Here is a 23,283-nt window from a genome sequence, read left to right as displayed (position 1 = left end):
GCCGCATAGATTCGTCAAGGTCGTTTTGCGGAGCGCCTGTCACAAGATGTTACGCAATGCTACGCGGCATTAACGGTTCAAGTTTAATGAATGCGAACATCATCTGAAGACGGGTTCGCCCCGTCCATCCGGCCATTGCGAGAGTCACAATTGCGTCTAGCCCGCCCCCGCATCACTCTCGGAAAACAGGCGCGCCGAGCCGCCGCGGTTTACGCCGCCACATTGCTGAGCAGCTTTTTCGTAAACTCCTCGACCGAGACGGCGGTCGCCAACGGCGACACCCGCACGCTCAATCTTTATCATTCGCATACCGGCGAATCGATCCAGGCGACATTCCGCGTCAACGGATCTTATGATCCGGCCGTCCTCGCACAACTCAATCATTTCCTGCGCGACTGGCGCAACAATGACGAGACTCACATGGATCCGCGTCTGTTCGACGTGATCTGGGAGGTCTATCGGACCGCCGGCGCAACGCAGCCGGTCGTCGTCTATTCCGCCTATCGCTCTCCCGAGACCAATGCGATGTTGCGCGCGAGGTCTCACGCAGTCGCCGAATATTCGCAGCATATCCTCGGCAAGGCGATGGACACCACCATGCCCGGCATGTCGATGCAGCAAATCCGCGAAATCGGCATGCGTCTGCAAAGGGGCGGCGTCGGCTATTATCCGAGAGAGAATTTCGTTCATCTCGACGTCGGCAATGTCCGCTACTGGCCGCGCATGAGCTATGAACAGCTCGCCCGCATCTTCCCGGACGGCAAGTCGGTCGATCTCGCGGCGGACGGCCGCGCGCTGCCGCGTTATGAAGAAGCGCGCGCCGAGATTACCGCGCGCGGCGGCGTCGCAACCGATGTTCCACAGCCTCAAGGCGGCGGCGGATTGTTCGCGTGGCTCTTCGGCAATCATGATCGCGAAGAAGAGGCCATCGCCCGCCGCGAGGCCGCGCCTGGCCGTGGCCCGACACAGGTCGCTTCGCTCGACGGAGCTGGCGCCGCCGCCAATTCGCCACCCGCCCGGATGACCGCAGCCGAGCGCCGCGCCGCGCGCGCCGCCGCGAAGGATGCTCCCGCGTTGGCCGCGATCGCCGCGAGCAATCCGCCGGATGCGAAACCGGCGGCGCCCGCGAATGCAACGCAGGTCGCAGCTCTCGCGCAGCCCGCCGCCCACGCTCCGGAGCCTTCGCCAGCGCCAGTTCCGACGCCAGTCCCCCGGGAGAAGGACGCCGCCGCCGATCAGGACGCCGGCGCGCCGGAGAAGGATCTCAAGAAGGACAAGGCCGAAAAGACAATCGTCGCGGAGGCGCCGCTGCCGCCCTCTCGCCCGATGGACCTCGTCGCCTATGCCGACGTTCCGACGCCTCCGAGCCGGCCGGAGGCGCTGCTTCGCCTCGCTTCTCTCGCGCCTCAGACCAGCCAGGACGCCGGCGAGGCCGCCAAAACACCCGCGAAGCCCGACGCGATCTCCCCGCTCGCGCGGGCGGCGAGCCTGCCCGTCGTCATCACACGCGGACCAAAAGACCAGCCGGGTCTTCCCTCGTCAGTGCTTGGCTACGCCGCCAGCCCCGACACCGCGCCAAGGCCGCGCCGGACGCTCTTGAGGGACGACAAAGCGCCTGAAATCATATCGGCGCGGCTCGACCGATCGAATTACAACGAGCTGACCAGCGAAGCGCCGACGGCGGAAACGCCGCCTCAGTCGGTGTTGGGCCAGGCCATAACGGGCCTGCGCCAGGCCGCCCGCATCATCCCGGACGCTCTCTCCGCGATGCCTTTGGCCGGCTACAAGATGGCGTTCAGCGCGGCGTCGAGCATGCTCGACTCCGCTCATTTCACCAAAGGACCCGCGACAAGCGAACAGGCGCAGGCTTTGAACCACGTCAGCATTGTCGACGCGTCGAAGAACCCGCCGGCGCAATAGGACGTCGTGAAGAGCCGCGCGCCTCTGTCGAACGGGCGAGCGGCGCCGGCGAGATTGAGACCCGGGCCTTGAACGGCGCGCCAGTCTGGCGCATGCTTCAGCCTCTATGCTATCGCGCGTCAAGGCGCCTCATCAAAGCGCCCGACGCTTGACGCGGAGCCGACGTCCAAAATGCCACGGTTGATGCAGACTCTGACGCCACAGGATGGGCGGCAGTCCGAGACCGCGCTGTTCGTCGCGCGCGGAACGCGGCGTCTGTTGCGGCGCCTGAAATTCTCGACCGTCACCGAGCTTCCTTTATTGTCCGGAAGACGCGCCGACATCGTCGCGCTGGCGGCGGACGGCGGCGTTCATATCGTCGAGATCAAATCCTCGATCGCCGACTTTCGCGCGGACATGAAATGGCGCGAGTATCGCGCCCATTGCGACCGGCTCTATTTCGCCATTCCTGAAAGCGTGCCTGTCGAGATCATGCCGCCCGACGCCGGGCTCATTGTCGCGGACGCGTATGGCGCGGAGATTTTGCGCGAGGCGCCGGAGCATCGCCTGGCGGCGGCGACGCGTCGCGCGGTGCTGATGCGCTTCGCTCACGCCGCCGCCCATCGGCTGCACGGATTAAGCGATCCCGAGGTGATGGCGATGGGCCCTATCGGCTAACGCATATTCCGATCAGATCCATTCGATCGGAAAGCGCGAGATGCATGACGCCGAAAAGTTGCAGACTTTTGGGCGTCATGCATTAAATCAAAGGCTTAAAGAGCGGAATACGATTCCGCTTGAACGCATTTTTGCTCTGGAGCCGGATGACTTCCGAAGGAATCACGCCGCACCGACAAGCGCGCTATTCGGCTCCTCGCGAAGTTCGATTCCGCGCGGATCCGCGGGAGTGGGGCCTTCTGAATCAATATGCGCCTTGGCCTCGGCGACGCAGAAGGCCACGACCTCGGCGAGGCGCGTCGCGCAGAGGTCCGCCTTGGTCTGGCCACAGAGTTCGCTCGCCTTCTCCGGGTCGCATTGCCAAAAGGCGGCGATGATCCTGGCTTCTGGAAGGCGGCGGCGCAAGCGGCGGATGGCGTAGCGCACGCGCGCGGCGCTGACCTCCCCCCCGAGATACGAGAGACAGATGATCTGCGCGCCCGATCCCGTAAGATGCAGAATTCCGCCAATCGTCAGCATCTGATGCGGTTCGAGCTTGGCTTCCATTCCATGCTTTTCCAGCATTTGCGCCAGGAGAGCGGCCGCGGCCTCGTCGAGCGCATTGCGGCCCGCGATGCACAGCACCGCCTTGCGCGGTCCGGCCGGCCGGGGCGCATCCTCCGGCGGGATTTCGAGCGAAGGCGCCGCGGCGGGCCCATCCTCAAGGTCGGCATAGGGTCTTTTTGCCGGCTCTGGAACCGCCGCGGGCGGCTCGTCGACGTGATCGGATAAATTCTCGATCACCTCCATGATGGTTTCCTTGATCTGCTCCTGCCGGCCCTCATGCAGAACGCCGCGCTTCAAATCGGCCTCCGCCATCAAAAGGCCCTTCAGCGCCACGTCGTCGTAATAGGCGATGAGCGAACTGGTCTTCAGAAATTGCTCGGCCTGATCGGCGACTTCCGACGCGTCGCCAACAAGCATGCGCTGGTAAAAGTGCTCTTCCGGGGTCAGAGCCGGGGCGTCGCCGAGGATGACGTCAAGGAAACTGAGCTGATCGACATGCCTGCCAAGGACGACGAGGCAGACGGTCAAAGGCGTCGAGAGGACAAGGCCGATCGGTCCCCACAGCCAGGTCCAGAACGTCGCCGAAACGACGACAGCGATCGGCGAGAGGCCGGTGTTACGGCCATACAGCAAAGGCTCGACAAAGTTGCCAACGAGGATTTCGAGAACCAGAAACAGGGCGAGCGTTTCCAGCGCCATGGCCCAGCCGGGATCAACAGCCGCGGAGAGCGCGAACGGAAAACTGGCGGAAATGATCGCGCCCACATAAGGCACGAAGCGCATCAGGAACGCGATGATTCCGAACAGAATGGGGCTCGGAACGCCGATCATATAGAGACCCGCGGTCACGACGACGCCGAACGCGGCGTTGACGAGCGTCTGGGTCAGGAAAAACCGGCTGAGCCGGCCGGCCGCATCATTCATGGCGACTGTCGTGCGCTGCAAGTCATCGCATCCGACGAGACGAATGAAGCGATTGCGCAGATCTTCGCGCTGCAGCAGGATGAAAATCACGAAAATGACGACGATCGCCGCCGTCTCCAGCGGCGACAGCGCCGTTCCGACAATGGTTTGCACCATAGCGAAGGGGCTCGGCGCCGGCTGGCGCACCTCGACCAGAACCGGAGCCTCGATGTTTTCCCCGCCACTTCGCAAGGGCGAAGGCGTGGCGTCCGGCGAGGGCCGCGCCGGATCAAGATGGCCGATGCTTTTCAGCGCGGTCGCGCCCTTCTCGAAAACGGCGTTCGTCGAGACGAGGTCGCGCAACCGGCTGATCTTGCCGTTGATGGTCGTTTGATATTTCGGCAGGTCGACGGCAAGCTCCGAAACCTGCCGGGTCAACGCGGCGCTGGCCGCGAAAGCGATGAAGAGGGCGCCGGCAACGACGATCATGACAGCCGGGACGCGGGGAAGGCCGAGGCGCCGCAGCACGAGGATCGGCTGCGACAGCACGAAGCTCAACAGTACGGCGATCGCAATGGGGACGAGAATATCACGCGCGATGTACAGCACGCCGACCGAGAACACGAGGGCGACCAAGGTCGCCAGCATGTCGATCGTGCGTTGAAAATCACGCTTCCGGCGCGGACGAGCGGCGACAGCATCGAATAATTCGCTCACCTTCATCCCCATGACCTATGCAGAGCTTTGCAACGTCTCCTATTGTTCAAAGTTCCGGCCCTTCTATTTTTCTCGTTGCGCAGGAGATTGAAATATCAGATTTTTCTTAGTCCGGCATGCGCTCCGAACGTTCGCGAGGCCGCTGGATTCACTCCATTTGGATGTTGCGCGCAAGGTCAAGGCCGCCTTTAGTCTGTTTGCGGCGCGGGCTGGCTGGTCAAAGCTCTGGCCGGACCCCGCCAAATCTTGTTACAGTCCTCGTCAAAGGATCGGCCAATGAGTTTCGCGGACGCCTCGTTGCACGGCCTCTCTCGCGCTGCCGGTGATCGACATGGGCAGTAACGATCGCGGCCGCCTCTCGTTTCCCGTCATCTATCTCGTGCGGATGCTGGCGTTCCTCATCCTCGCGGGCTTTTGCGCGCTGATTTTGCATCGCCAGATCGCGACCGCCTTCATGGCCAATCCGGGCCTCAACGGCTTGATCATCGGCGTTTTGACATTCGGTATCATTCTCGGACTGCGACAGGTGATTCGCTTGTTCCGCGAAGTGAAATGGGCCAACGCTCTGCTGCGAGGCGAGGCCAGGCGGGTCAAGCCCCCGATTTTGCTGGCGCCCGTGGCGCAGCTGTTCGGCGCCAAACCTTTCAATCCGTCAGCGCCTCTGCCGCTTCGCGTGGTCCTCGACACGATCGGCGCGCGGCTCGACGAATCGCGCGACACGGCGCGCTATCTGACCGGGCTCCTTGTGTTTCTCGGCCTGCTCGGCACGTTTTGGGGTCTGCTCGAAACGGTCGGCTCGATCAGCGGCGTGATCAAATCGATGCAGACCGGCTCGGACGCCGGCGTCATGTTCGACGACCTCAAGAACGGGCTTTCCGCGCCAATCGCGGGCATGAGCATATCCTTCACCTCATCCTTGTTCGGGCTCGCGGGCTCGCTCGTGCTCGGGTTCCTCGATCTTCAGGCGGGTCAGGCGCAAAACCGCTTCTTCAGCGAACTCGAAGACAGTCTGGCGGCGCTTCCGATCGCAACTCCCGCTGAAATCGCCTCCGGCTACGAGGGGCTGCCGGCCGAACTGCGCATCGCGCTCGAAAAGCTCGCGGCCTCCGCCGATCAAAGCCAGGCCAAGGCGACGTCGATCGCAGTGGCCAATCTTGCCGACGGCGTTCAGGCGCTGGTTCAGCACATGCGCTCCGAGCAGCAGATCATTCGTGACTGGGTCGAAGCGCAGGCGGAGCAGGGACGCGAGGTCAAGGACGTTCTTCAGCGCCTCGCTGAAGAATTGAAGGAGCGCGGCTGATTGAAAAAGATCGCGTCGCAATTCGGTCCGAGGTCGTCCGACTCTAAAGAAACGGCGGCAAGCAAGGCCCCGATAAGTCAGGGGCGCCCTACCCTCAATCACCGCGCCCTCATGAGCGAGCAATTTTGATGGCTTCAACTCGTTCGCGGCAGCGGATGCGCCACATCGATTACTGGCCGGGTTTCGTCGACGCGCTTTCGACGATGCTTCTAGTCATCATCTTTCTTCTGTCGGTCTTTATGCTGGCGCAATTCTTCCTGGCGCGGGAGGTGACCGGCAAGGACACCGCCCTGACGAAGCTCAATCGCCAGATCGAGGAGCTCAGCGCGCTTCTCGCGCTTGAGCGCAGCAACAAGGCGGAAGCGGAGAACACGGCCACCACGCTGTCGGCCAATCTCGAAGCCGAGCAACACGACAAGGCCCAATTGCAGGGCATTATCGATTCAAAGGGCGCTGGGGCGCAAAGCGCCGAAGCGGCCGACGCGCGCGCCGCCAGCGCGCAGCAGCAGTTACAGTCACAGCAAGACGTATCGGCCAAGGCGCTGGCTCAGGTCGAGATCCTCAATCAGCAGATCGCGGCCCTGAGGCGCCAGCTCGCCGCTGTTGAAGAGGCTTTGGCCGCCTCGGAAAAGGCCGGGGCCGAATCGCAGACGAAGATCGCCGACCTCGGATCGCGGCTCAATGTCGCTCTCGCCCAGAAGGTGCAGGAGCTCGCCCGCTACCGCTCCGATTTCTTCGGACGCCTGCGCCAGATTCTCGGCGACCGGCCGGGCGTCAGCGTCGTTGGCGACCGATTCATCTTCCAATCGGAACTTCTGTTTGAATCCAGTCAGGCGAGCCTCGACGCCGCAGGCCGCGCGGAACTCGACAAGCTGGCGAGCGCGCTGATCGAGCTTGAACATGAGATCCCGCCGGACATTCCCTGGATCGTTCGCGTCGATGGCCACACCGACAAAAAGCCGATTCAATCAGCGCAATATCCATCGAACTGGGCCCTGTCGGCCGCGCGGGCGATCGCGGTGGTGCAATATCTCGCCTCGAAGGGCGTATCGCCGCAGCGATTGGCCGCCGCCGGCTTCGGCGAGTTCCAACCGATCGACCCCGGCGACAGCGACGAGGCCAATCGGCGCAATCGCCGGATCGAACTGAAGATCACGGAAAAGTAGCGACGCTGTTCGATACGGCCCGGGCTCGAATATCAGGGGATAATGGACAGGGCCTCTCGCCCCGCGTCCAGCCGAATGGCGTCGTTCTGCGGTGAATGGACCCGTCCGCACAGCACATCGCGATAATGGCGTTGCAGGGCATGATGGCGCGAAAGGCCGGGATTGCCCGAGACCTCCAGCGCCTTGGCGACGGCCTCGATGGCGTTCGTCGTGACGGCGAGCTTCATGAAGTGGCTCTCGCGCGCGGGAGGCGCCGCGCCGCTGTCGCAGCGGCTGGCAATGTCGGCGAGCAAAACGCGGTTCGCGTAAAGTAAAGCGTCGATCGCGCCGACCGCCTCCTGCATTCGCGGCAAAGTGGCGAGAGACGCGCCGAGGTTAGAGGGCCTCCGACTGTGCAAAAACGCTACGAGCCAGTCGCGCGCCGCGCGGGCGACCCCGTCATAAATCGTAGTGAAGAGGGTGGCGATCCACGCCGAGACAACATCATCCGGCTTCTGCTGGGTCGCGGCGGGCCGCAGATCGACGACGCGGTCTTCCGCGACAAAAACATTGTCGAAGATCATGTCATGGCTGGCGCTGGCGCGCATGCCGAGATGATCCCAGCTCTCCACGATCCTGACGCCTTCTGAGCCGCCCGAAATAATCCAGGCGCCGACCAGCGGATCGGCGTCGTCGCTGCGCGCAAACACGCCAATCCAACTCAACGCCACGCTTCCGGTCGAATAGATTTTTCGCCCCGTGATGCGCCAGCCGCCCTCGACGCGGCGGGCGATCGTCGCCGGCAAGCCGCCACGGATCGGCGAGCCAAGCTCGGGCTCGACCAGCAGCATATTGCACAGCGCCCCCTCAGCGACGGCCGAGCGCGCGATCTCCTCGCTCAAGGCCTGCGGAAAATGGGGATTACGCAGCATCCGGAAGTGGAAAAGATATTGCTGCGCCAGCACCAGCGCGGTTGAAGGCTCGCCCGCCCCTATGCCGTTCACGATGCGATTGGCGGCGCGAAGCCCGCCGCCCAGGCCGCCGAGAGCAGGCGGGACTGTGAGCGCGAGAAGCCCGGCCTTGCGCAGGGCGTCAAAATTCTCGAACGGGAACGTTCCTGCTTCGTCATGCTCCGCAGCGCGGCGCGCAAAATCATTAGCCAGCGCATCGACTTTCGATTCAAGGTCAGGCGTGGCCGGCATCAACATGGCTTCAATCCTCGTCGCCGGCCCGGCCGCAGGTAAGTTCATGGCGTCGCCAGATCAAGCGCGCCGGTGAGGTCCCCAAGCTGATGGCCGCCAGCCGCGATCGCGTCCGCGCGCCGCCGCAGGCCCGGCAGCGTCGGCAGGCCGAATCGTTCGGTAATGAGCCGCAGCACTGAACTCGTATCGTAGAGCGTGTGATCGACGAAACCCTTCTTGGCGAAAGGCGACACGATAAAAGCCGGAATGCGCGTCCCCGGCCCCCAGCGATCGCCCTTTGGAGGCGCGGCGTGGTCCCAGAAGCCGCCATTCTCGTCGTAGGTGATGACGACGACCATATGCGCCCACTGCGGGCTCTTTTCGAGATGGGCGACAAGATTGGCGAGATGCTCATCGCCCGCCATCACGTCGGAATAGCCGGGATGTTCGTTGAGATCGCCCTGCGGCTTGTAGAACGTCACCTGCGGCAGCGTTCCCGTATCGATCGCCGCGATGAATTTATCACCGCCAAGGCCACCATCGCGCAAATGCTCCGCGCGCGCCGCCGTCCCCGGAGCCATCGAGGCAAAATAATTGAACGGCTGGTGATGGAACTGGAACTTCGGATTGGGCTCGACTTTGGCTCCGTCGAGCGCCACTTGCCAGGCGCCGGCGTACCAGGCCCAACTGACTCCCTTGGCGCTCAAAAGATCGCCGATGGTCAATTCGGTCTGCGGCGGCAGCGTGCTTGGCTTATCCGGATCGGCATAGGCCGGATCGCCGCCAGGGGCGGGCTTGACGCCGCTCGGCTGATAGGGCGGCTGCATCGTGTTGACGGCGTAGAAATCCGGCGTCAGAGCGCCATCGCGGACAAATTTCGGAATGCGTTCGAGCGCGGACTTTGGCGCGTTAGGGTCGAGCGTCAGCGAAACGCCGTCCGGATCGACAACCGAGGTCAACCCCTTGGCCGGGCTCTTGTCCGCGCCCGGATAGCGCGGCGCGCAGGCGCAGGCGAGAAAGAAATGGTTGAGAAAAGAGCCGCCGAACGCGCCCATGAAGAAATTATCGGCCAGCACATATCGCCGCGCGATCGGCCAGAGCGGCAGGTTCGGGCCTTCGTAATGGCCCATGACGAGAGCGCCGGAATCGCCATAGGCTACGAATTTGTCGTTCTTGCCGCCATTGATCTGCATCTGATTTTGATAGAAGCGATGGACGAGATCGGTCGTCGGAACGCTAAGCGGCGTGTTGAAACCCTTGGGATCGTCGATCGCAAAAGGCGCGTTGGGCAGATGGGCCGTTCGCTCCTGGTCAACCGCGGGCTCGACGCCTCTCGGCGTCAGGCCGCCCCAGATCGGCGGCAATTCGGGCAGCGGCGCCCCGTCGCGATCGAGCTGCGGCGCTTCGCCGGGCTTGAAATCGGCAAGGCCATTGGCGCCCGGAAAGCGGCTATAAAGGTTATCGAAGCTGCGATTTTCCGCATAGAGCACAACGATCGTTTCGATTTTTTCGAGCCCCTTGGGAGCGGGCGGCGCATCGCCTGCGTTCGCTGCGGCGGCAAGCGCGAAAATCAGACAGCCGCTCGTCAGGGCCAGACGTCCAAACTGCATGTTCATCATTGTCCCACACTGCGGTGCGCCAACCGGCGCAAATCGACTTGATTGTAAACGCTGCGCATTGTGTTGTTTTGACGCTCAAGAACAAGTCCGGAATTTTTATGCAAAATGACCACGCGGAATCGGCGGCCGGCAAAGGGGCTGGCAATGGACGATGAAAATCCGCCCGGCCTGCCCGATCTTCTGCGCGAAGGCCTCAAAGTGGTCTTCGTCGGCATCAATCCTTCGATCTTCTCGGCTTCGCAGGGACATTATTTCGCGCGCAAAACGAACAGATTCTGGCCTGCCTTCTCGCGTTCGGTCTTGAGTCTGGCGGCGCGCGAGGCGATTGGCGCATCCTCGCTCGGCCCGACGCATGACCGCGCCTTGCTCGACCACGGATTCGGCTTCACCGACATGGTCGCGCGACCGACGGCGCGGGCCAGCGAGCTCAATCCGGCAGAGTTTGCCGCGGGCGCGCCGCTTCTCATAGAAAAGCTCGAGCGCTACCGGCCCGGCGTCGCCTGTTTCCATGGCATGACGGCCTACCGGATATTTCATCGAATGCTGGGGGTGGACAGCGAGGCGGTCCTCGGAGCGCAACCTTTGCGCATCGCAGGCGCGCGCCTCTTCGTCGTGCCGAACCCCAGTCCGGCAAACGCGCATTCCTCGCCGGCCGATCAGACCCTCTGGTACGACCGTCTTTGGGCATTTGTCATGGAGGAGGCGGAGCGATGATGCGCCCTACCGCGCGCCTTTCACCAGAACTGGAGGGTTCTTGGCCTCTTTGAGCCACGGCGCCCGCGCAAGATGCATGGCAATTCAGTGAATCGAGCTTGACTTCAACCCTTGGCGTTTCATAAAGGAACCGCTTCGTCTCGCGGCGGTCGATCCGACCCAGCCCTTTCGGGCGGCGAGCCGGACGGGCGCGTAGCTCAGCGGGAGAGCACTCCCTTCACACGGGAGGGGTCACAGGTTCAATCCCTGTCGCGCCCACCACTAAAATCAATAAGTTAGCTAGTAATATCTTTTTGCGAAGGCCGTGTCAGGCAGCACGGGCATACCTTGTAATTGGACGGTTGCGCTACGGCTCTGGCCAATCCGGGATCGCAATCCAAAGACCATTCAGCACCGCTCGGAATTGATGAGCCCCTTGTCGCATGGATACCACCGAAATGCCCCTCTCTGATAGCAACGCAGCCTCGAAAGGCTGCGGATGGGAAGCATGGCTGGCCCACGCTCCAATCCGCGCGATATTGTCAGGAGCGAAAAAGGCCACAAAATCATCCAATCGCTGGCGAAACTTCGCGTAAGCCTTGTTGGCTTCCGCCAATTCGACGTATGCTTTTCGCCTCTCTTCGGCATCCATCTTGACGATATAGTCGAGCGCCGCGGTCTCGGTTGAGACCTTGTCGTGGCGGCGTAGGGCGACGATGATGCGCTGCAGTTCAGACGTCGGCCTATACTCTCCACAAAGCGCAGTCGCACAGTCGAGAGGGCCAAACGTGATGTCATAACTCCGGCTTCTCGGTCTGCGCCTGGCGCTCGCCAATGGTCTGGCTGCCGCTCTGATCTACGACGACGGCGACGACGTCCTTCAGCCCCGCGCGGTCTTCGCGAACGAGGGAGGGATCGGCCAGCGCCAGCAGCAGGAGGCCAAGGCCGAGCGCGCGCAGCCATGCGCCGCGCCGGCGCGGCGCATGGCTGCGCGCGACCACGATCAGCGCCAGAACGCCGAAGCCGATCAGAATGGATGAGGGCAGAAGCGGCGAAAAGGACAGATTAAACTGATTCATCGGCGATTGGAGCCTCGGCGGTTAAGCCTTGCTGGTTTTGCCAGCCTTGCAAGAGTTCGCTTGTTCGAGGCCCCCGCCACGCTCCCGATCTTTCGCGCCCTATGCGCATCGCGCAGCTAAAGCGCGAATTGTGGTCAATTTCAAATCGCGCCGGGGCGTGCGAAGCCGCATCATACAGGTTTCAGGCGAGCTTTGGCGCCTCTGGCGCGGCCGAAGGGCTGCCCGAATTCCGCTCGACATCGCCCCCCGCGCCCAAAATTCCCTGCCGCAGCGCCGCGAGAACGAGTTCAATGTCGGAGGAAACGCCAAGCTTGCCCTTGATGAGGTAGCGCGTATTCGCCACCGTCTTCGGGCTGACGTGAAGAATTCCGGCGATGTCCTCGGTCGAGTTTTCCGCAAGCAACATGCGTAAAATCTCGAACTCGCGCGGCGTCAGCACATCGGTGGCGACCGGCGCATCTGCGACGCGGCTCAGCGCGAGCTCATGGTCTATGTCGGCGCTGAGCGCAATTCTGCCTTGCAGCACATCGAAGGCGGCGCGCACCAGCGCTTCGGGCGGACTGCTTTTGGTGACATAGCCCTTCGCCCCGGCGCGGATCGCCTGCACGGCGTAAGCGGCGTTCTGATGCATGGTGAAGACCAGAATGCGGGCATTGGGATCCCATTGCCGGATGCGCCTGATAGCTTCGACGCCGCCGAAGCCCGGCATGGTTAGATCCATGATGACGAGATCCGGCTTCGCTTGCTTGAACAGACGATAGGCCTCGGCGCCATCGCTCGCTTCGGCGACGACCTTGAGGCGCGGCTGTTGCTGCAACAGCGCGCGATAGCCTTCGCGCACTATCGCATGATCGTCGACGAGCATTATCGCAACGTCCGTCACGCCGCGTCCCTCGTCTCGTCCGGGGGCGTTTCCGCTGGCGGGACGGGAATTCGCGCGCGAAGGCGAAGCCCGCTCGGGCGCGAGGTCTCGATGCTCAATGCGCCGCCGAGCGCGGCGATGCGCTCGCGCATGCCAAGCAGCCCCATGCCGGATTTGACCGAGACGTCGGCCCCGGCCTTGCCGTCGTCATCGACTGTAAGCTCGATGCGCGCGCGCTGATCCGCTTCGGCGGGCTCCCGCATGTCAAGCCTCAGCGTCACCTGCGAAGCCTCTGCATGTTTCGCGGCATTGGTGATCGCTTCCTGCGCGATCCTGTAAAGGCTCGCCGCGAAATCGCGCGGCAGCGCGTCGAATTCGCCGCCAAGCTCGATTGAAAAACGCGTGCCGCCAGCGCAGCGGCCGTTCCATCCAGAAACCAAGCCTTCAAGGCTCGCGGCGAGGCCAAGCTCATCGACATCGGGCGGACGCAGGCGCAAAAGCGCGCCGCGCAGCACCTCCATCATATGCGCGGCCGTGCGGGCGATGCTCTGGCACGCGGGCGCCAGCGCCGGATACTCCCGCCGCGCGGTCTGGTCGGCGGAGGCCGCGACCGCACCGATGGCGGCGAGGCACTGCCCGAATTCATCGTGCAGCTCGCGCGCAAGATGGCGCCGCTCCTCGTCCTGGACCGCGATCAGCCGCTGCGTCAGCGCGTTGCGCTCGGCGAGCGTCGTCTCAAGGCTGCCGGCGAGATGATTGAAGACGTTGCCGACCGCCGAAAGCTCGGCGAGGTCGAAGGGCGGCAGACGCGCCGAGAGATCGCCGGCGGCGAGGCGCTGAAGCCCGGCGCGGATCGCCCGGGTCGGCCGCAAGGCGTCGGCGAGCGCAGCGTAGACAAGGACGCACAACGCAAGCAACGCGACGGCGAGGACCCCGACGAGGCGGCTCGTCTCATGCCAGCTCTGTCCGATGAGGCTCTGGCGATCAATGGACGCCACAGCCTCCCCCTGCGCCTCGCCGTGGTAGATGACGGGATGCGCCGACTCCCGGTCCGCGCCAAACAGGCGCTGGTAGAGGTCGGCGAAAAGCTGTGGGGCGCCGGCGTCGCCGGGCGCGACGCCGCTGCACAGGCGCTGAATCATCTCGCCATCCCGCGCGCGATAAGCGACGCAGACGCCGGGCGCCATCAGCGCCGGCGCAATTCTCTGCAAATCGGGGAACTGGCTGGGCGCGCCCTTGATCCAGTGGAGCTGGCCCTGTTGCAGCGCGAGGTCTTTGGCGAGGACCTCGGCGATCCAGTTCGCCCGCGCCTGCGCGGCGCGGTCCGTCTCGAACAGAACGTAAGCCGCGGCGGCGGCGAAACAGAACGCCGCCAGAGCGGCGACGCGCAGGGCGAGCCGAAGCTTGAGGTCGATCCTTGACGCTCGCATTGGCGAATTCTTTCGCGAGGTTGGCGGCCGCAGCCGCAAAGCCGCGCTTAGTCTAGAGGCGGAACCCGCCCCATGGAAGGCGCGCGCGGACGATCGGGCAAATTGCCCGGCCATAGCCGGGACGCGCGCGCTTTCCGGCCGCCCGCCGTCCGCGCAAGGTGACGGCGAAACAACGGGGATTTGCGACATGCGTCATTTACTTCTTCCGATACTGGCTGCCGGCCTGTGGCTGGCGCCGTCCTGCGGCAAGGCCGAGGATGCCGGCGCGAAGGTGCAGGGCGGCGCGATCGCGGTGATCGACTTCGACTATCTCGACACGTCGGGCGAGGTGCGCGATCAGCGCAAAGAGCATGAGGCGCGGCTCACCGCCTTCGCGGGCGCCCTCAGGAGCGATCTCGCCAAAGGCTCGCAGTTCCAGGTCGTGACGCCGGTGTGCCGCCCCGAGCCATGCTCTCTCACGGGCACGACTGTTCCCAATCTCCTCGCCGCCGCGCGCGAAGCTGGCGCGGACGTCGTCATTATTGGCGGGATCCACAAGATGAGCACGCTGGTGCAATGGGCGAAGATCGAGGCGATCGACGCCAAGACGGGGCGCGTCCTGTTCGACAAGCTGTTCACCTTTCGCGGCGACACGGACGACGCCTGGCGTCGGGCCGAAGCCTTCATCTTCGAGGGGATCACCGCGCTGCCGCCTTCGTAAAAGCGCACCTTGGGAGACTTGCCATGATTGAATCCGTGAACCCCATCAAAAGGATCGACGCGCCGCCCGACGCCGCCTTCGCCGTCGTCGCCTCCATCGGCGGCCTCGACCGCTTGCTTCCCCTCATCGAGAGCTGCCGCGTCGAAGGCGCCGGCGTGGGCGCGCGGCGCTTCCTGCGCCTCGCCGCCAGCGCGGGCGGCGGCGAAATCGAGGACCGCATCGACGAGATCGATCATCAGCGCCGGCGCTTGCGCTACACGCGCACGCGCTCGCCCTTTCCGGTCGAGAGCTATGTCGGGACGGTCGAGGTCCGCCCCGCGCCGGAGGGCCGTTCCGAAGTCTCATGGCGCGTCGAAATCGACGTCGCGCCGGAGGCGAAAGAGGAGCTGGTCCCTCTCCTTTTCGGCGCCCTCTCCGGGCTCATCGACGGCATCGAGCGCGAGGCGAAGCAACGGGAAACCGCGTCGCGCTGACCCCTCTTCATGCGGTGGAGAGGCCTTCGCTTTACCCGATCATTCCAGCAGGAATTCCAGTGAAAACCAATATTTTCCAGCGCCGCCTGTTCGCCGCCTGCGCCATCGCCCTTTTCGCGACGCTTCCGGCCCGCGCCGATTCGGCTCCGGTCAAGCTTGCGCTGTTTGATTTCGAGCTCAAGGATTTCAGCGGCGGGGCCGGCATCGCGGGCGATCCCGCCGCCGACTTGAGGCATCTCGACGACGTCACCAGCATGGCGCGCCAGCTCATCGCGGCGTCCGGGCGCTATGCTCTGGTCGATGTCGCGGGCGCGCATGGCGAGGGCGTCAAGGACCGCAGCTTGCGCGAATGCCACGGCTGCGAGGCGCCCATCGCGGAAAAGCTCGGCGCCGATCAGTCATTTCTCGGCATCGTGACGCGGATCACCCGCACCGATTATGTGGTGAGTTTCGTGATCCGCGACGCCCACACCGGCGCCATCATCTTGACGCGCACAAGCGATCTGCGCATCGGCGCGGATTATTCCTGGGATCGCGGCGCCCGCGCGCTGATCCGGGACCATTTGCTCGACGGGAGTTGAGGGGGCGGGCGATCGCGAAGCCTCCAACGAGTGGCTAGGAGTCGTTTAACGACCGGGAGGACTACTCCTTTGCAGTCGGCGAGGATCCAAACAAGCTTTGCTCTACATCGCTTGTCCTACCATTTGTACCATGCCAAGCCAAGGCGATCTTCTCTCGCGAAATGCCATTGAAGTCCAAAAATACGCCTAGCACTGATCGTGCGTCCGGAGAGGCCTCATCTAGGTCGTAGTGACGATTTACCTTAGCACTATGGCGATAGCGGCGAGGAGAACGAAGCCTCGGTAGTTGGCGATGAGCTTGTCGTATCTTGTCGCGACCCGTCGAAACTGCTTCAACTTGTTGAAGAAACGCTCGACGAGATTGCGCTCCTTGTAGAGCGCCTTGTCGTAGTGGAGCGGCGCGCGGCGATTGGATTTCGATGGGATGATGGGTTTGGCCCCGCATTCGAGGACAGCCTGGCGCAAGTGATTGGCGTCATAACCCTTGTCGGCGATGACGGCTTCGGCCTCGAAGCCTTCGATCAGGGCGTGCGCCTTGGTGATGTCGTTGCGCTGGCCTGGCCCGAACAGCAGGCGGACGGGATTGCCGAGCGCGTCGGTCGCGGCGTGGATCTTGGTGCTCAGGCCACCGCGAGATCGCCCCAAACCTTGGGCATCCGCCCCCCTTTGGCGATTCTTGCGCCGGCAGCGTGCTGGTGAGCCCGCACGATGGTTGAATCGATCATCAGCCATTCGAGGTCGGCTTCGGTGGTGAGCGCTTTCAGAAACCCATCCAACGCGCCTCGCTCGATCCAGCGGTAATAGCGTCGTTTCACCGCTTGATGGTCGCCGAAGCGCTCGGGCAGGTCGCGCCAGCGCCCGCCCGAGCGGGCCATCCATAACAGCGCATCGACGAAGCGCCGGTTATCACAGCGCGGCCCGCGCTGACCGGCCCTGCCGCCCGGCACGAGGTCGCAAAGCCGCTCCCATTGATCGTCGCGTAGCGCATCGACATCCCGAATCATCAGAGCTGATCTCCAAAAATCAGCCTTGAATCATGGAAAACGACCGCCGAGAATCCCTCCAGCGAGGAATTCGTCACTACGATCTAGGCTCAGGACCTATTAATTTGCTTGCGGAGATAGCGAACGATTGATTCATTGGAGGCGCCGGGAGGTGCTTTGATGAGTGATCTGTTTTGGCTGTCGCCGGCGCAGATGCGCCGTATTGAACCTTACTTTCCGCTGTCGCATGGGGTTGCGCGGGTCGATGATCGGCGTGTGATCTCGGGGATTATCTTCGTGATCCGCAACGGACTGCGCTGGCGCGACGCCCCGAAGGACTACGGCCCGCATAAGACGATCTACAACCGCTTTATCCGCTGGAGCCGGCTTGGCGTGTTCAACCGGATCTTCGCCGAGCTGGCGGCCAAGGGCGGCAAGCCCGACCGGCTTATGATCGACGCCACGCATCTCAAAGCCCATCGCACGGCGGCAAGCCTGCTCAAAAAGGGGCTGTTCCCAGACGTATCGGGCGCACCAAGGGCGGCCTGAACTCCAAGCTTCACGCGGTCTGCGATGGCCAGGGCCGCCCACTGGTGATGCTGCTGAGCGAAGGCCAGATGAGCGATTACAAGGGCGCGGCCCTGATGCTTGGCGCCTTGCCGAAAGCCAAGGCCATGCTCGGCGACAGAGGCTACGACGCCGGCTGGTTCCGCAACGCCCTGGCCGAACGCGGTATCGTCCCCTGCATCCCGTCGAAGGCGAACCGCAAAATACCGATCAACCACGACCGCACGCTTTACCGTCAGCGCCACAGGATCGAGAACATGTTCGGCAAGCTGAAAGACTGGCGCCGCATCCACACCCGCTACGACCGATGCGCACACACCTTCTTCTCCGCAATCTGCATCGCCGCAATCTGCATCGCCGCAACCGTCATCTTCTGGATCAATCAATGAGTCCTGAGCCTAGCACTACTTTGGCGGAATTAATTCTGAGTACGCCTGAAGCGCATTCGGCAATGGGGACATCGGTGGTAGATTTGCTTTGGCGATAGCGCCTTGATGACGGCGCGTCGAACCGCCGGGAGGGTCGGTTGCGGCGGCCCGTGAAGGATTCTTTTTTTCCCGCGTCGCCTGCTTGAGGCGCTGATGCTGAAGGAAGGCGTAGGCGATCATGGTCATGAGCGCGTGCCGGTGCAGCCCCCGCCATGATCGTCCTTCGAAATGATCGAGGCCGAGTTCCTCTTTCATCTGCTGATGCCCCTGCTCGCAGACCCAGCGCGCTTTGATTGCGGCGGCGAGCCTCTTGAGACTGACCTTGGCCGGCAGATTGGCGAGATAATATTTGCGCTCGCCGGATGAGCGCCATTCGCCGACCAACCACGCCTCCTCGCCCGGCATGTGCTGTTGGCCCTTGTCAAGGATGCGCTGAGGCGCCCCGTCCGCGATGCGAATGCGCAGGGCGGCGAAGCGGGCGCTCAGGGGACCTTTGACGCCACGCCGCCAACTGACTTTCCTCCATTTGGCCTCGACCAACATCGTCTCGGCCGCGACCGAGAGCTGATCGGGGATCTGGTTCTTGCGCGGCCGGCCGCGCCCCGCCACAGGGAAGATCAAGGAAACGCCGGCGGGATAGACCTTTTGATGTTTGGGAACGCCCACGGCCCAAACAAGCCCGCGCGCGCTGAGCCCCTGGCGGAAGGCGGCGGACAGGCCGTAGCCAGCGTCGGCGAGAACGGCGCCAAAGCGGACGCCTTGAGCCGTCAGCCGGTCGATCTCTTGAAGCGCGATCTCCGGCTTGGTGAGTGGCCTTTGAGATGCTTCGGGAACGCCGGCTCTCGCCATGCGGAGCGGATCACTCGTCCAGCTCTCCGGCAGGAACAGCCGCAAGCCGACGGCGATCGGAACTTCTTGACGCGCCAGCGTCAGGGAAACCAGGGTCTGGCAATTGGCTCTCTTTCCGAGCATGGACGCATATTGCGGGGCGACTCCGACCGAATGCTCGCCCTTCTTGGGCAGGCTCGTGTCGTCGATGACCAGAAAGGCGTCGGACGCGCCGATGAGCCTATCCGCTTGCTTCGCCAATTCCGCCTCAAGCGGCGCGCTATCCCACAGGCCGTCCGAGATGAAATGATGCAGCCGGTCGTAACGATCGGGCGCCATGCGCGCCGCCATCGGCTCGATGCTCTTGCGTTCCCCCGGCCCAATCAGCCCCGCCACATATAAAGGGCACATCTGCCGCCGCTTCTTGTGGCCAAGTTTCTCAACGAACGGCTTCAACCAATCCGTCAGCGCCGCATTCCAATCCGCCATCACTCGCGCTCCCATTGGAGCGCAAAGCCTTGCCAATCAAAGTAACCAATCCGTTAATCCGCCAAAGTAGTGCTAGTGTATGTCTTACGTAGCGCGCGTTAAATTACTCTGAGGACAGACTTTTTGACACTATCTGTTCGACGTGAGCAGACCACAACTCGAAGGCCACTCGCAGCGCGGCGAGGCCGGCGTCTCGATTGTATGTCGCCTCAAGGCCTACCCTCGCATGGCCCATCGCCAGTTCGGCCAAATCGCTGTTCACGCCTAAGCGCGAGAGCCCGGTGCGGAAGGTCCTGCGCAAGTCGTGCAACTTGAAGTCGACGCCCGCGGTTTTTGACAAGGCGCCGGTCAAATCCGACCAGCCGGACATTAGGCCGCCGCTGCGGACAGACGGAAAGACGAGATCAGAGCCGGCGCTGATTGGACAAACGTCGAGCAGGTCGGCGAGCGCCGGCGCGATAGGCACGGAATGCCCGCGGCCCTGCTTCACAAAAGCCGCTGGCAGATTGATGACGCCGTCGGCCCGGTCAACCATCGGCCATGTCAGGCCGGCGCCTTCGCCGCGGCGACACCCGGTCAAAATCAGAAACCGGATGAGCCGGCCGAACGGAGCGCCGAGGCTTGCAGCCTGCCAGACTTTGGCGAGCTCGACGTCGGAAAGAGCGCGGCCGTGTTCCTGCTTCGAAATTCTGTCCGCCCGCGTCGACCGCTCTTTGCGGTAGCCGAGCAGAGGATTTGCGTCGAGCGCCTTGCTCTTGACGCACCATGTAAAGAACGCGCGTGCGCGCGATCGGAAGTCTTCAGCGGCGCCTTCTTTGCCGACCTTTTGCAGCGCTTCGATAATTGCCCACAGATCGGCGCCGGACACGGTCTTAATATCGCGCGCTTTAAAGGGGCCAGGCGCGCCTCAAGGCCATTGATGACTGTCACGCGGTTGACGTAGCCTCGGCGTGCGAGGTCGTCGCCGTAGCGGTCCAGGAGCGCGACGACGCTGGATGTTTTCTTGCGCTTGAGCTCAGTCCGGTTGACCGCCGGGTCTTCGCCGGCCGCGATGCGTCCAGCGATTTCGCGCGCCAGCCTGCGCGCCTCGACGGTCTTGACGCTCGGGAAAGTCGAGAGCCTGAGCTTTTTAGTGTTCGCGCTCCGGCCCGCGCCAGCAGGGCGATAAGCCATAATCCAGGTTTTAGAGATGGCCGCACACGAAGCCCGAAGCCGACAACGTCCGTATCCCAATAGATTTGCTCTTGCTGGCCTTCGCTGGGCTCGGCGGCGGCTGCGACAATGTCGGTGATCTTTCTCTTAGGCATAGATAGCATCCGGCTCCGCGCCCCCCTCAAGAGAGCCGATTTTACGGAAGCGGTGCTACCCAACGGAGCTCTGGGTAGCACATAGGCAGCACGATCGAACTAACCGCGCAAATCCTAACGTATCCCGTGCAATGCGGAAAAACAAATAAAATCAACGGTTAACGGGAGAGCAAAATATACTCCTTATGCCGCAATAAGCCTCCTGTAACCGGCGCTTATCTCCCTTCACACGGGAGGGGTCACAGGTTCAATCCCTGTCGCGCCCATCATTTAAGCCGTTGATAATCACGGTATTTCTGCGGCACATGCTGAAGTCGCCCGGAAGCTTTTCTTTCGGAGGAAGCATGGGGAGATCGCCGCGAAACTTTTGGAATCGAGCGGGCGTCGGTTTATCGGGTCTTGGGTTCGCCAGCGCCGTGAAGTGAGTGATATTCGCCGAGGCGCTTGGCGACGATCGCGGATCGATCCAACGCCGCGGCGTAAGCTTCCTCGCACTCGGCTATGATTGCTGCCGGAGCGCCTTCGCCCTCAGCCTCCCGCAAATCGAGAGCCGCGGCTTCCACGTCGTCCCAAGCGGCCGTCGCCGCAGCCATCAAGTCAGCCCTTCGCCGCGTCGATCGCTCGTGCGCAAAGTAGCCATAAACCAGCGCGCCGAGGAACGCTGCAGGAATCGAGAAAACGGGCGGTATATCGAACCATCTATCCGCGACGTACAGCGCCAAGACGCACAATGCCAGCCGCGCCACGCCGCCCTGACCAATCGCGACCCGGTTCATTCGATATTTCCGATCGATCAAGGACCTTAAGCCCATCCTAGCCTGGTTAGCACATTCGGCTTCAAAGTCCTGAATTGTCAAATCGCTTCCAATAGTGGGTCTGACGCATTCCTGCTGAGGGCCAAAGTTAAATGGCGTCGATTAATCTAGAACGGATTCGCATTAATCCGGATCATATCCTGCAGCGGCGAAGAAGTTTGCGCAATCTTGCCGCATGAAGAGATCGAGGACGTTCCGATCCTGCTCCAAAGACCACCACCGGTTCGCTCGGCCGCCACTCGCAGATGCGCTTTGAGCTTGGAAAAGGCGTTCTCGATCGGATTGAGGTCCGGACTGTAGGGTGGCAGGAAGAGCAGGCGCCCCGGCCGCCTCGATCGCGGCGCGTATGGCTGGCCCCCTGTGGCCGCCAGATTGATGGGGTGGACGCCCCCTCGACGGCATCTTGTGCCAGAGTGGCAGTGTGTCAGGCCACTCGAAAGGAGGCGTCCATGGAAAATGTTAGCACAGTTGGACTTGATCTCGCCAAGCATGTCTTCCAGGCGCACGGGGCCGACAAGGAGGGCGCCGTGGTCTTTCGGAAAAAATTGCGCCGCAGCCAGGTTTTGCCTTTCTTTGAAGCTCTCCCTCCCTGCACAGTCGCTATGGAAGCCTGCTCTGGCAGTCATTATTGGGGCCGCGAGATTGGCAAGCTCGGCCACTTGGTCAAACTGATCGCACCTGGATATGTGAAGCCGTTCGTGAAGCGGCAGAAGAATGACGTGTCAGATGCCGAGGCGATCTCCGAAGCCGCTCAACGTCCCACCATGAGGTTTGTCGCCGTCAAGAGCGAGGGGGCGCAGGCTGCGGCCATCGTATTCCGTACACGCGATCTGCTCGTCCGCCAACGGACACAAACGATCAACGCCTTGCGTGGTCATCTGACTGAGTTCGGTATGATCATCGCGAAGGGTCCCCAGCATGTTTCCAAACTCATTGCGATCGTGGAGGATCCTGTGTCAGGTCTGCCAGAGGCGGCTCGCATGATTCTCGCCTTTTTGGTTGAGCAACTGCGTTCTCTTGATGAACGGATCACGAAACTCGACAAGGAGATCGCACGTCGGGCGAAGGAGGATGAGGTCGTGCAGCGCTTGATGACCATCCCTGGTGTTGGCGTTTTAACGGCGACAGCGTTGACGGCTCTCGCGCCGTCAGCTGCAACCTTCAAGCGAGGGCGTGATTTTGCGGCCTGGCTTGGTTTGACGCCTCTTCAGCGATCGACCGGTGGCAAGGAACGCCTTGGCCGGACGTCAAGGATGGGCGAGCGAACACTGCGGCGTTTACTGATCATCGGGGCAAGCGCAGTTGCTTCTTGGAGTGTGCGCAGAGGGGCGCCAGCTGGATCGTGGCTTGACCGGATACTCTACCGCAAGCCGCCGATGCTGGTACGAGTGGCGCTCGCCAACAAAATTGCACGCACGGCTTGGGCCCTGCTTGCAAAAGGTGGAATATACAGAGCTCCGATCATGGCCGCATAGCGGACAGATCGCGAGGTTGTCGAAGGCGTAGGAAGGTCGAACGGAGGGTATGGCGCGACGGTCGATGAGACGGGATCGGAAAAACCAGTTCATGGATAAGCGCCCAGGAGCGCGCCAGATTGTAATGGATCCGATCCGCGAACTCCCATACGGGCCGGCGGCATGTGATGGCCGCATCAGAGGCCGGATACATGTCAGCACCCGACTACGCGCCGCGCCAAGCCTGAAGATTCCTCTTGCGCCAACGGGGGCGTCCATACATGTCCATGATCACGACGTCGCCCAGGTTGAGTTCTGGAACGAGGATCTGATCGACATAGGCCAGGAAGGCATCGCGGTTGATCGGCCCGTCGAGGACCATCGGCGCCGCCATGCCGGAAAGCCGCAACCCGCCACGAAGGTCGTGGTTTTCCAGTGGCCATGCGGGATGGCGGCGCGCAGGCGCTCGCCCTTCAAAGCCCGTCCGCGCAGGCGCGCCATGTTTGTCGACGCCCAGGTTTCGTCGATGAATATGAGGCGCTCCGGATCGAGATCAAGCTGACATTTGGAAAATTGAGCGACGTTGGAACTTGGGATGAGCAATCC

At 62.7% G+C, this 23,283-nt stretch carries 19 protein-coding genes, 1 tRNA gene and 5 pseudogenes; 12 read left to right on the top strand and 13 right to left on the bottom strand.

The window, feature by feature from the left end; translation table 11 throughout:
• Window positions 1-150 precede the first annotated feature (150 nt).
• Both SIN04_RS17665 and SIN04_RS17660 read left to right on the top strand, forming a co-directional pair.
• Window positions 151-1,920: a DUF882 domain-containing protein gene (locus SIN04_RS17665; protein WP_244605874.1), complete on the top strand. Its 1,770-nt coding sequence runs from the start codon at window positions 151-153 to the stop codon at window positions 1,918-1,920.
• Between the two features lie 171 nt (window positions 1,921-2,091).
• The gene (locus SIN04_RS17660) at window positions 2,092-2,577 is read left to right on the top strand and encodes an MmcB family DNA repair protein (protein WP_134491326.1); all 486 of its coding nucleotides are present in this window, start codon (window positions 2,092-2,094) and stop codon (window positions 2,575-2,577) included.
• A gap of 162 nt (window positions 2,578-2,739) precedes the next feature.
• Here the strand turns inward: SIN04_RS17660 and SIN04_RS17655 are convergent, their stop codons facing one another.
• Window positions 2,740-4,743, bottom strand: a complete 2,004-nt coding sequence (locus SIN04_RS17655) for an AI-2E family transporter (protein WP_244605873.1) — start codon at window positions 4,741-4,743, stop codon at window positions 2,740-2,742.
• 331 nt (window positions 4,744-5,074) lie between these two features.
• On the opposite strand from SIN04_RS17655, the gene SIN04_RS17650 reads away from it, so the two are divergent.
• Window positions 5,075-6,043 carry a flagellar motor protein MotA gene (locus SIN04_RS17650; RefSeq protein WP_134491324.1) on the top strand — a complete coding sequence of 323 codons (969 nt, stop codon included), beginning with the start codon at window positions 5,075-5,077 and terminating at the stop codon, window positions 6,041-6,043.
• Between the two features lie 128 nt (window positions 6,044-6,171).
• Window positions 6,172-7,209 (top strand): peptidoglycan -binding protein, encoded by a 1,038-nt coding sequence (locus SIN04_RS17645; RefSeq protein ID WP_134491322.1) that lies wholly within the window; start codon window positions 6,172-6,174, stop codon window positions 7,207-7,209.
• A gap of 32 nt (window positions 7,210-7,241) precedes the next feature.
• On the opposite strand, the gene SIN04_RS17640 is transcribed toward SIN04_RS17645, so the two are convergent.
• Both SIN04_RS17640 and SIN04_RS17635 read right to left on the bottom strand, forming a co-directional pair.
• Entirely contained in the window at window positions 7,242-8,396 is a 1,155-nt protein-coding gene (locus SIN04_RS17640) for an acyl-CoA dehydrogenase family protein (RefSeq protein WP_134491320.1), read from the bottom strand.
• 38 nt (window positions 8,397-8,434) lie between these two features.
• Window positions 8,435-9,985, bottom strand: a complete 1,551-nt coding sequence (locus SIN04_RS17635; RefSeq protein WP_423136034.1) for an acid phosphatase — start codon at window positions 9,983-9,985, stop codon at window positions 8,435-8,437.
• 147 nt (window positions 9,986-10,132) lie between these two features.
• Between SIN04_RS17635 and SIN04_RS17630 the strand changes: the two genes are divergently transcribed.
• Window positions 10,133-10,702 (top strand): mismatch-specific DNA-glycosylase, encoded by a 570-nt coding sequence (locus tag SIN04_RS17630; RefSeq protein WP_134491316.1) that lies wholly within the window; start codon window positions 10,133-10,135, stop codon window positions 10,700-10,702.
• Window positions 10,703-10,888: 186 nt separating this feature from the next.
• Window positions 10,889-10,963, top strand: a tRNA-Val gene (locus SIN04_RS17625).
• Window positions 10,964-11,475: 512 nt separating this feature from the next.
• On the opposite strand, the gene SIN04_RS17620 is transcribed toward SIN04_RS17625, so the two are convergent.
• The 3 genes from SIN04_RS17620 to SIN04_RS17610 all read right to left on the bottom strand — a co-directional run bounded on the left by SIN04_RS17620 (window position 11,476) and on the right by SIN04_RS17610 (window position 14,052).
• Window positions 11,476-11,760 (bottom strand): hypothetical protein, encoded by a 285-nt coding sequence (locus SIN04_RS17620; protein WP_197731995.1) that lies wholly within the window; start codon window positions 11,758-11,760, stop codon window positions 11,476-11,478.
• 181 nt (window positions 11,761-11,941) lie between these two features.
• Window positions 11,942-12,625 (bottom strand): response regulator, encoded by a 684-nt coding sequence (locus SIN04_RS17615; protein WP_134492633.1) that lies wholly within the window; start codon window positions 12,623-12,625, stop codon window positions 11,942-11,944.
• Window positions 12,626-12,639: 14 nt separating this feature from the next.
• Window positions 12,640-14,052 carry a sensor histidine kinase gene (locus SIN04_RS17610; protein ID WP_134491312.1) on the bottom strand — a complete coding sequence of 471 codons (1,413 nt, stop codon included), beginning with the start codon at window positions 14,050-14,052 and terminating at the stop codon, window positions 12,640-12,642.
• A gap of 187 nt (window positions 14,053-14,239) precedes the next feature.
• On the opposite strand from SIN04_RS17610, the gene SIN04_RS17605 reads away from it, so the two are divergent.
• Genes SIN04_RS17605 through SIN04_RS17595 form a run of 3 tightly spaced genes read left to right on the top strand, consistent with a single transcriptional unit; the run spans window position 14,240 to window position 15,806 of the window.
• Complete coding sequence (locus SIN04_RS17605; protein WP_166795981.1) at window positions 14,240-14,752, top strand: DUF2380 domain-containing protein; 513 nt, start codon at window positions 14,240-14,242, stop codon at window positions 14,750-14,752.
• A 23-nt stretch (window positions 14,753-14,775) separates the two neighbouring features.
• Complete coding sequence (locus tag SIN04_RS17600) at window positions 14,776-15,225, top strand: SRPBCC family protein (protein ID WP_166795980.1); 450 nt, start codon at window positions 14,776-14,778, stop codon at window positions 15,223-15,225.
• A gap of 59 nt (window positions 15,226-15,284) precedes the next feature.
• Window positions 15,285-15,806 carry a DUF3280 domain-containing protein gene (locus SIN04_RS17595; RefSeq protein WP_166795979.1) on the top strand — a complete coding sequence of 174 codons (522 nt, stop codon included), beginning with the start codon at window positions 15,285-15,287 and terminating at the stop codon, window positions 15,804-15,806.
• 237 nt (window positions 15,807-16,043) lie between these two features.
• Here SIN04_RS17595 and SIN04_RS17590 read toward each other — a convergent pair.
• Window positions 16,044-16,810: pseudogene (locus tag SIN04_RS17590) on the bottom strand (IS5 family transposase).
• Between the two features lie 159 nt (window positions 16,811-16,969).
• Here SIN04_RS17590 and SIN04_RS20310 point away from each other — a divergent pair.
• Window positions 16,970-17,140 (top strand): annotated as a pseudogene (locus SIN04_RS20310) (transposase); the annotation flags it as partial.
• Between the two features lie 26 nt (window positions 17,141-17,166).
• A complete protein-coding gene (locus SIN04_RS17585) occupies window positions 17,167-17,745 on the top strand; it encodes an IS5 family transposase (protein WP_423136033.1) in 579 nt (192 codons plus the stop codon).
• Between the two features lie 15 nt (window positions 17,746-17,760).
• Here SIN04_RS17585 and SIN04_RS17580 read toward each other — a convergent pair whose 3' ends face one another.
• The 5 genes and pseudogenes from SIN04_RS17580 to SIN04_RS17565 form a co-directional block, all read right to left on the bottom strand.
• On the bottom strand, window positions 17,761-19,116 hold the full coding sequence (locus SIN04_RS17580) for an IS701 family transposase (protein ID WP_423135984.1): 1,356 nt from the start codon (window positions 19,114-19,116) through the stop codon (window positions 17,761-17,763).
• An 88-nt stretch (window positions 19,117-19,204) separates the two neighbouring features.
• Window positions 19,205-19,969 (bottom strand): site-specific integrase, encoded by a 765-nt coding sequence (locus SIN04_RS17575; protein ID WP_341264107.1) that lies wholly within the window; start codon window positions 19,967-19,969, stop codon window positions 19,205-19,207.
• Between the two features lie 209 nt (window positions 19,970-20,178).
• Window positions 20,179-20,274, bottom strand: a pseudogene (locus tag SIN04_RS20305) (hypothetical protein); the annotation flags it as partial.
• Between the two features lie 523 nt (window positions 20,275-20,797).
• Window positions 20,798-21,184: a hypothetical protein gene (locus SIN04_RS17570; protein WP_134491298.1), complete on the bottom strand. Its 387-nt coding sequence runs from the start codon at window positions 21,182-21,184 to the stop codon at window positions 20,798-20,800.
• Between the two features lie 162 nt (window positions 21,185-21,346).
• A pseudogene (locus tag SIN04_RS17565) lies at window positions 21,347-21,586 on the bottom strand (transposase); the annotation flags it as partial.
• A gap of 86 nt (window positions 21,587-21,672) precedes the next feature.
• On the opposite strand from SIN04_RS17565, the gene SIN04_RS17560 reads away from it, so the two are divergent.
• Entirely contained in the window at window positions 21,673-22,698 is a 1,026-nt protein-coding gene (locus tag SIN04_RS17560) for an IS110 family transposase (protein WP_341264106.1), read from the top strand.
• A 262-nt stretch (window positions 22,699-22,960) separates the two neighbouring features.
• Here the strand turns inward: SIN04_RS17560 and SIN04_RS17555 are convergent.
• Window positions 22,961-23,238, bottom strand: a pseudogene (locus SIN04_RS17555) (transposase); the annotation flags it as partial.
• Between the last annotated feature and the right edge of the window lie 45 nt (window positions 23,239-23,283).

Origin of the sequence: Methylocella tundrae (assembly GCF_038024855.1) — a bacterium.
GTDB lineage: Bacteria > Pseudomonadota > Alphaproteobacteria > Rhizobiales > Beijerinckiaceae > Methylocapsa > Methylocapsa tundrae.
This window is presented reverse-complemented; position numbering and strand designations above follow the sequence as displayed.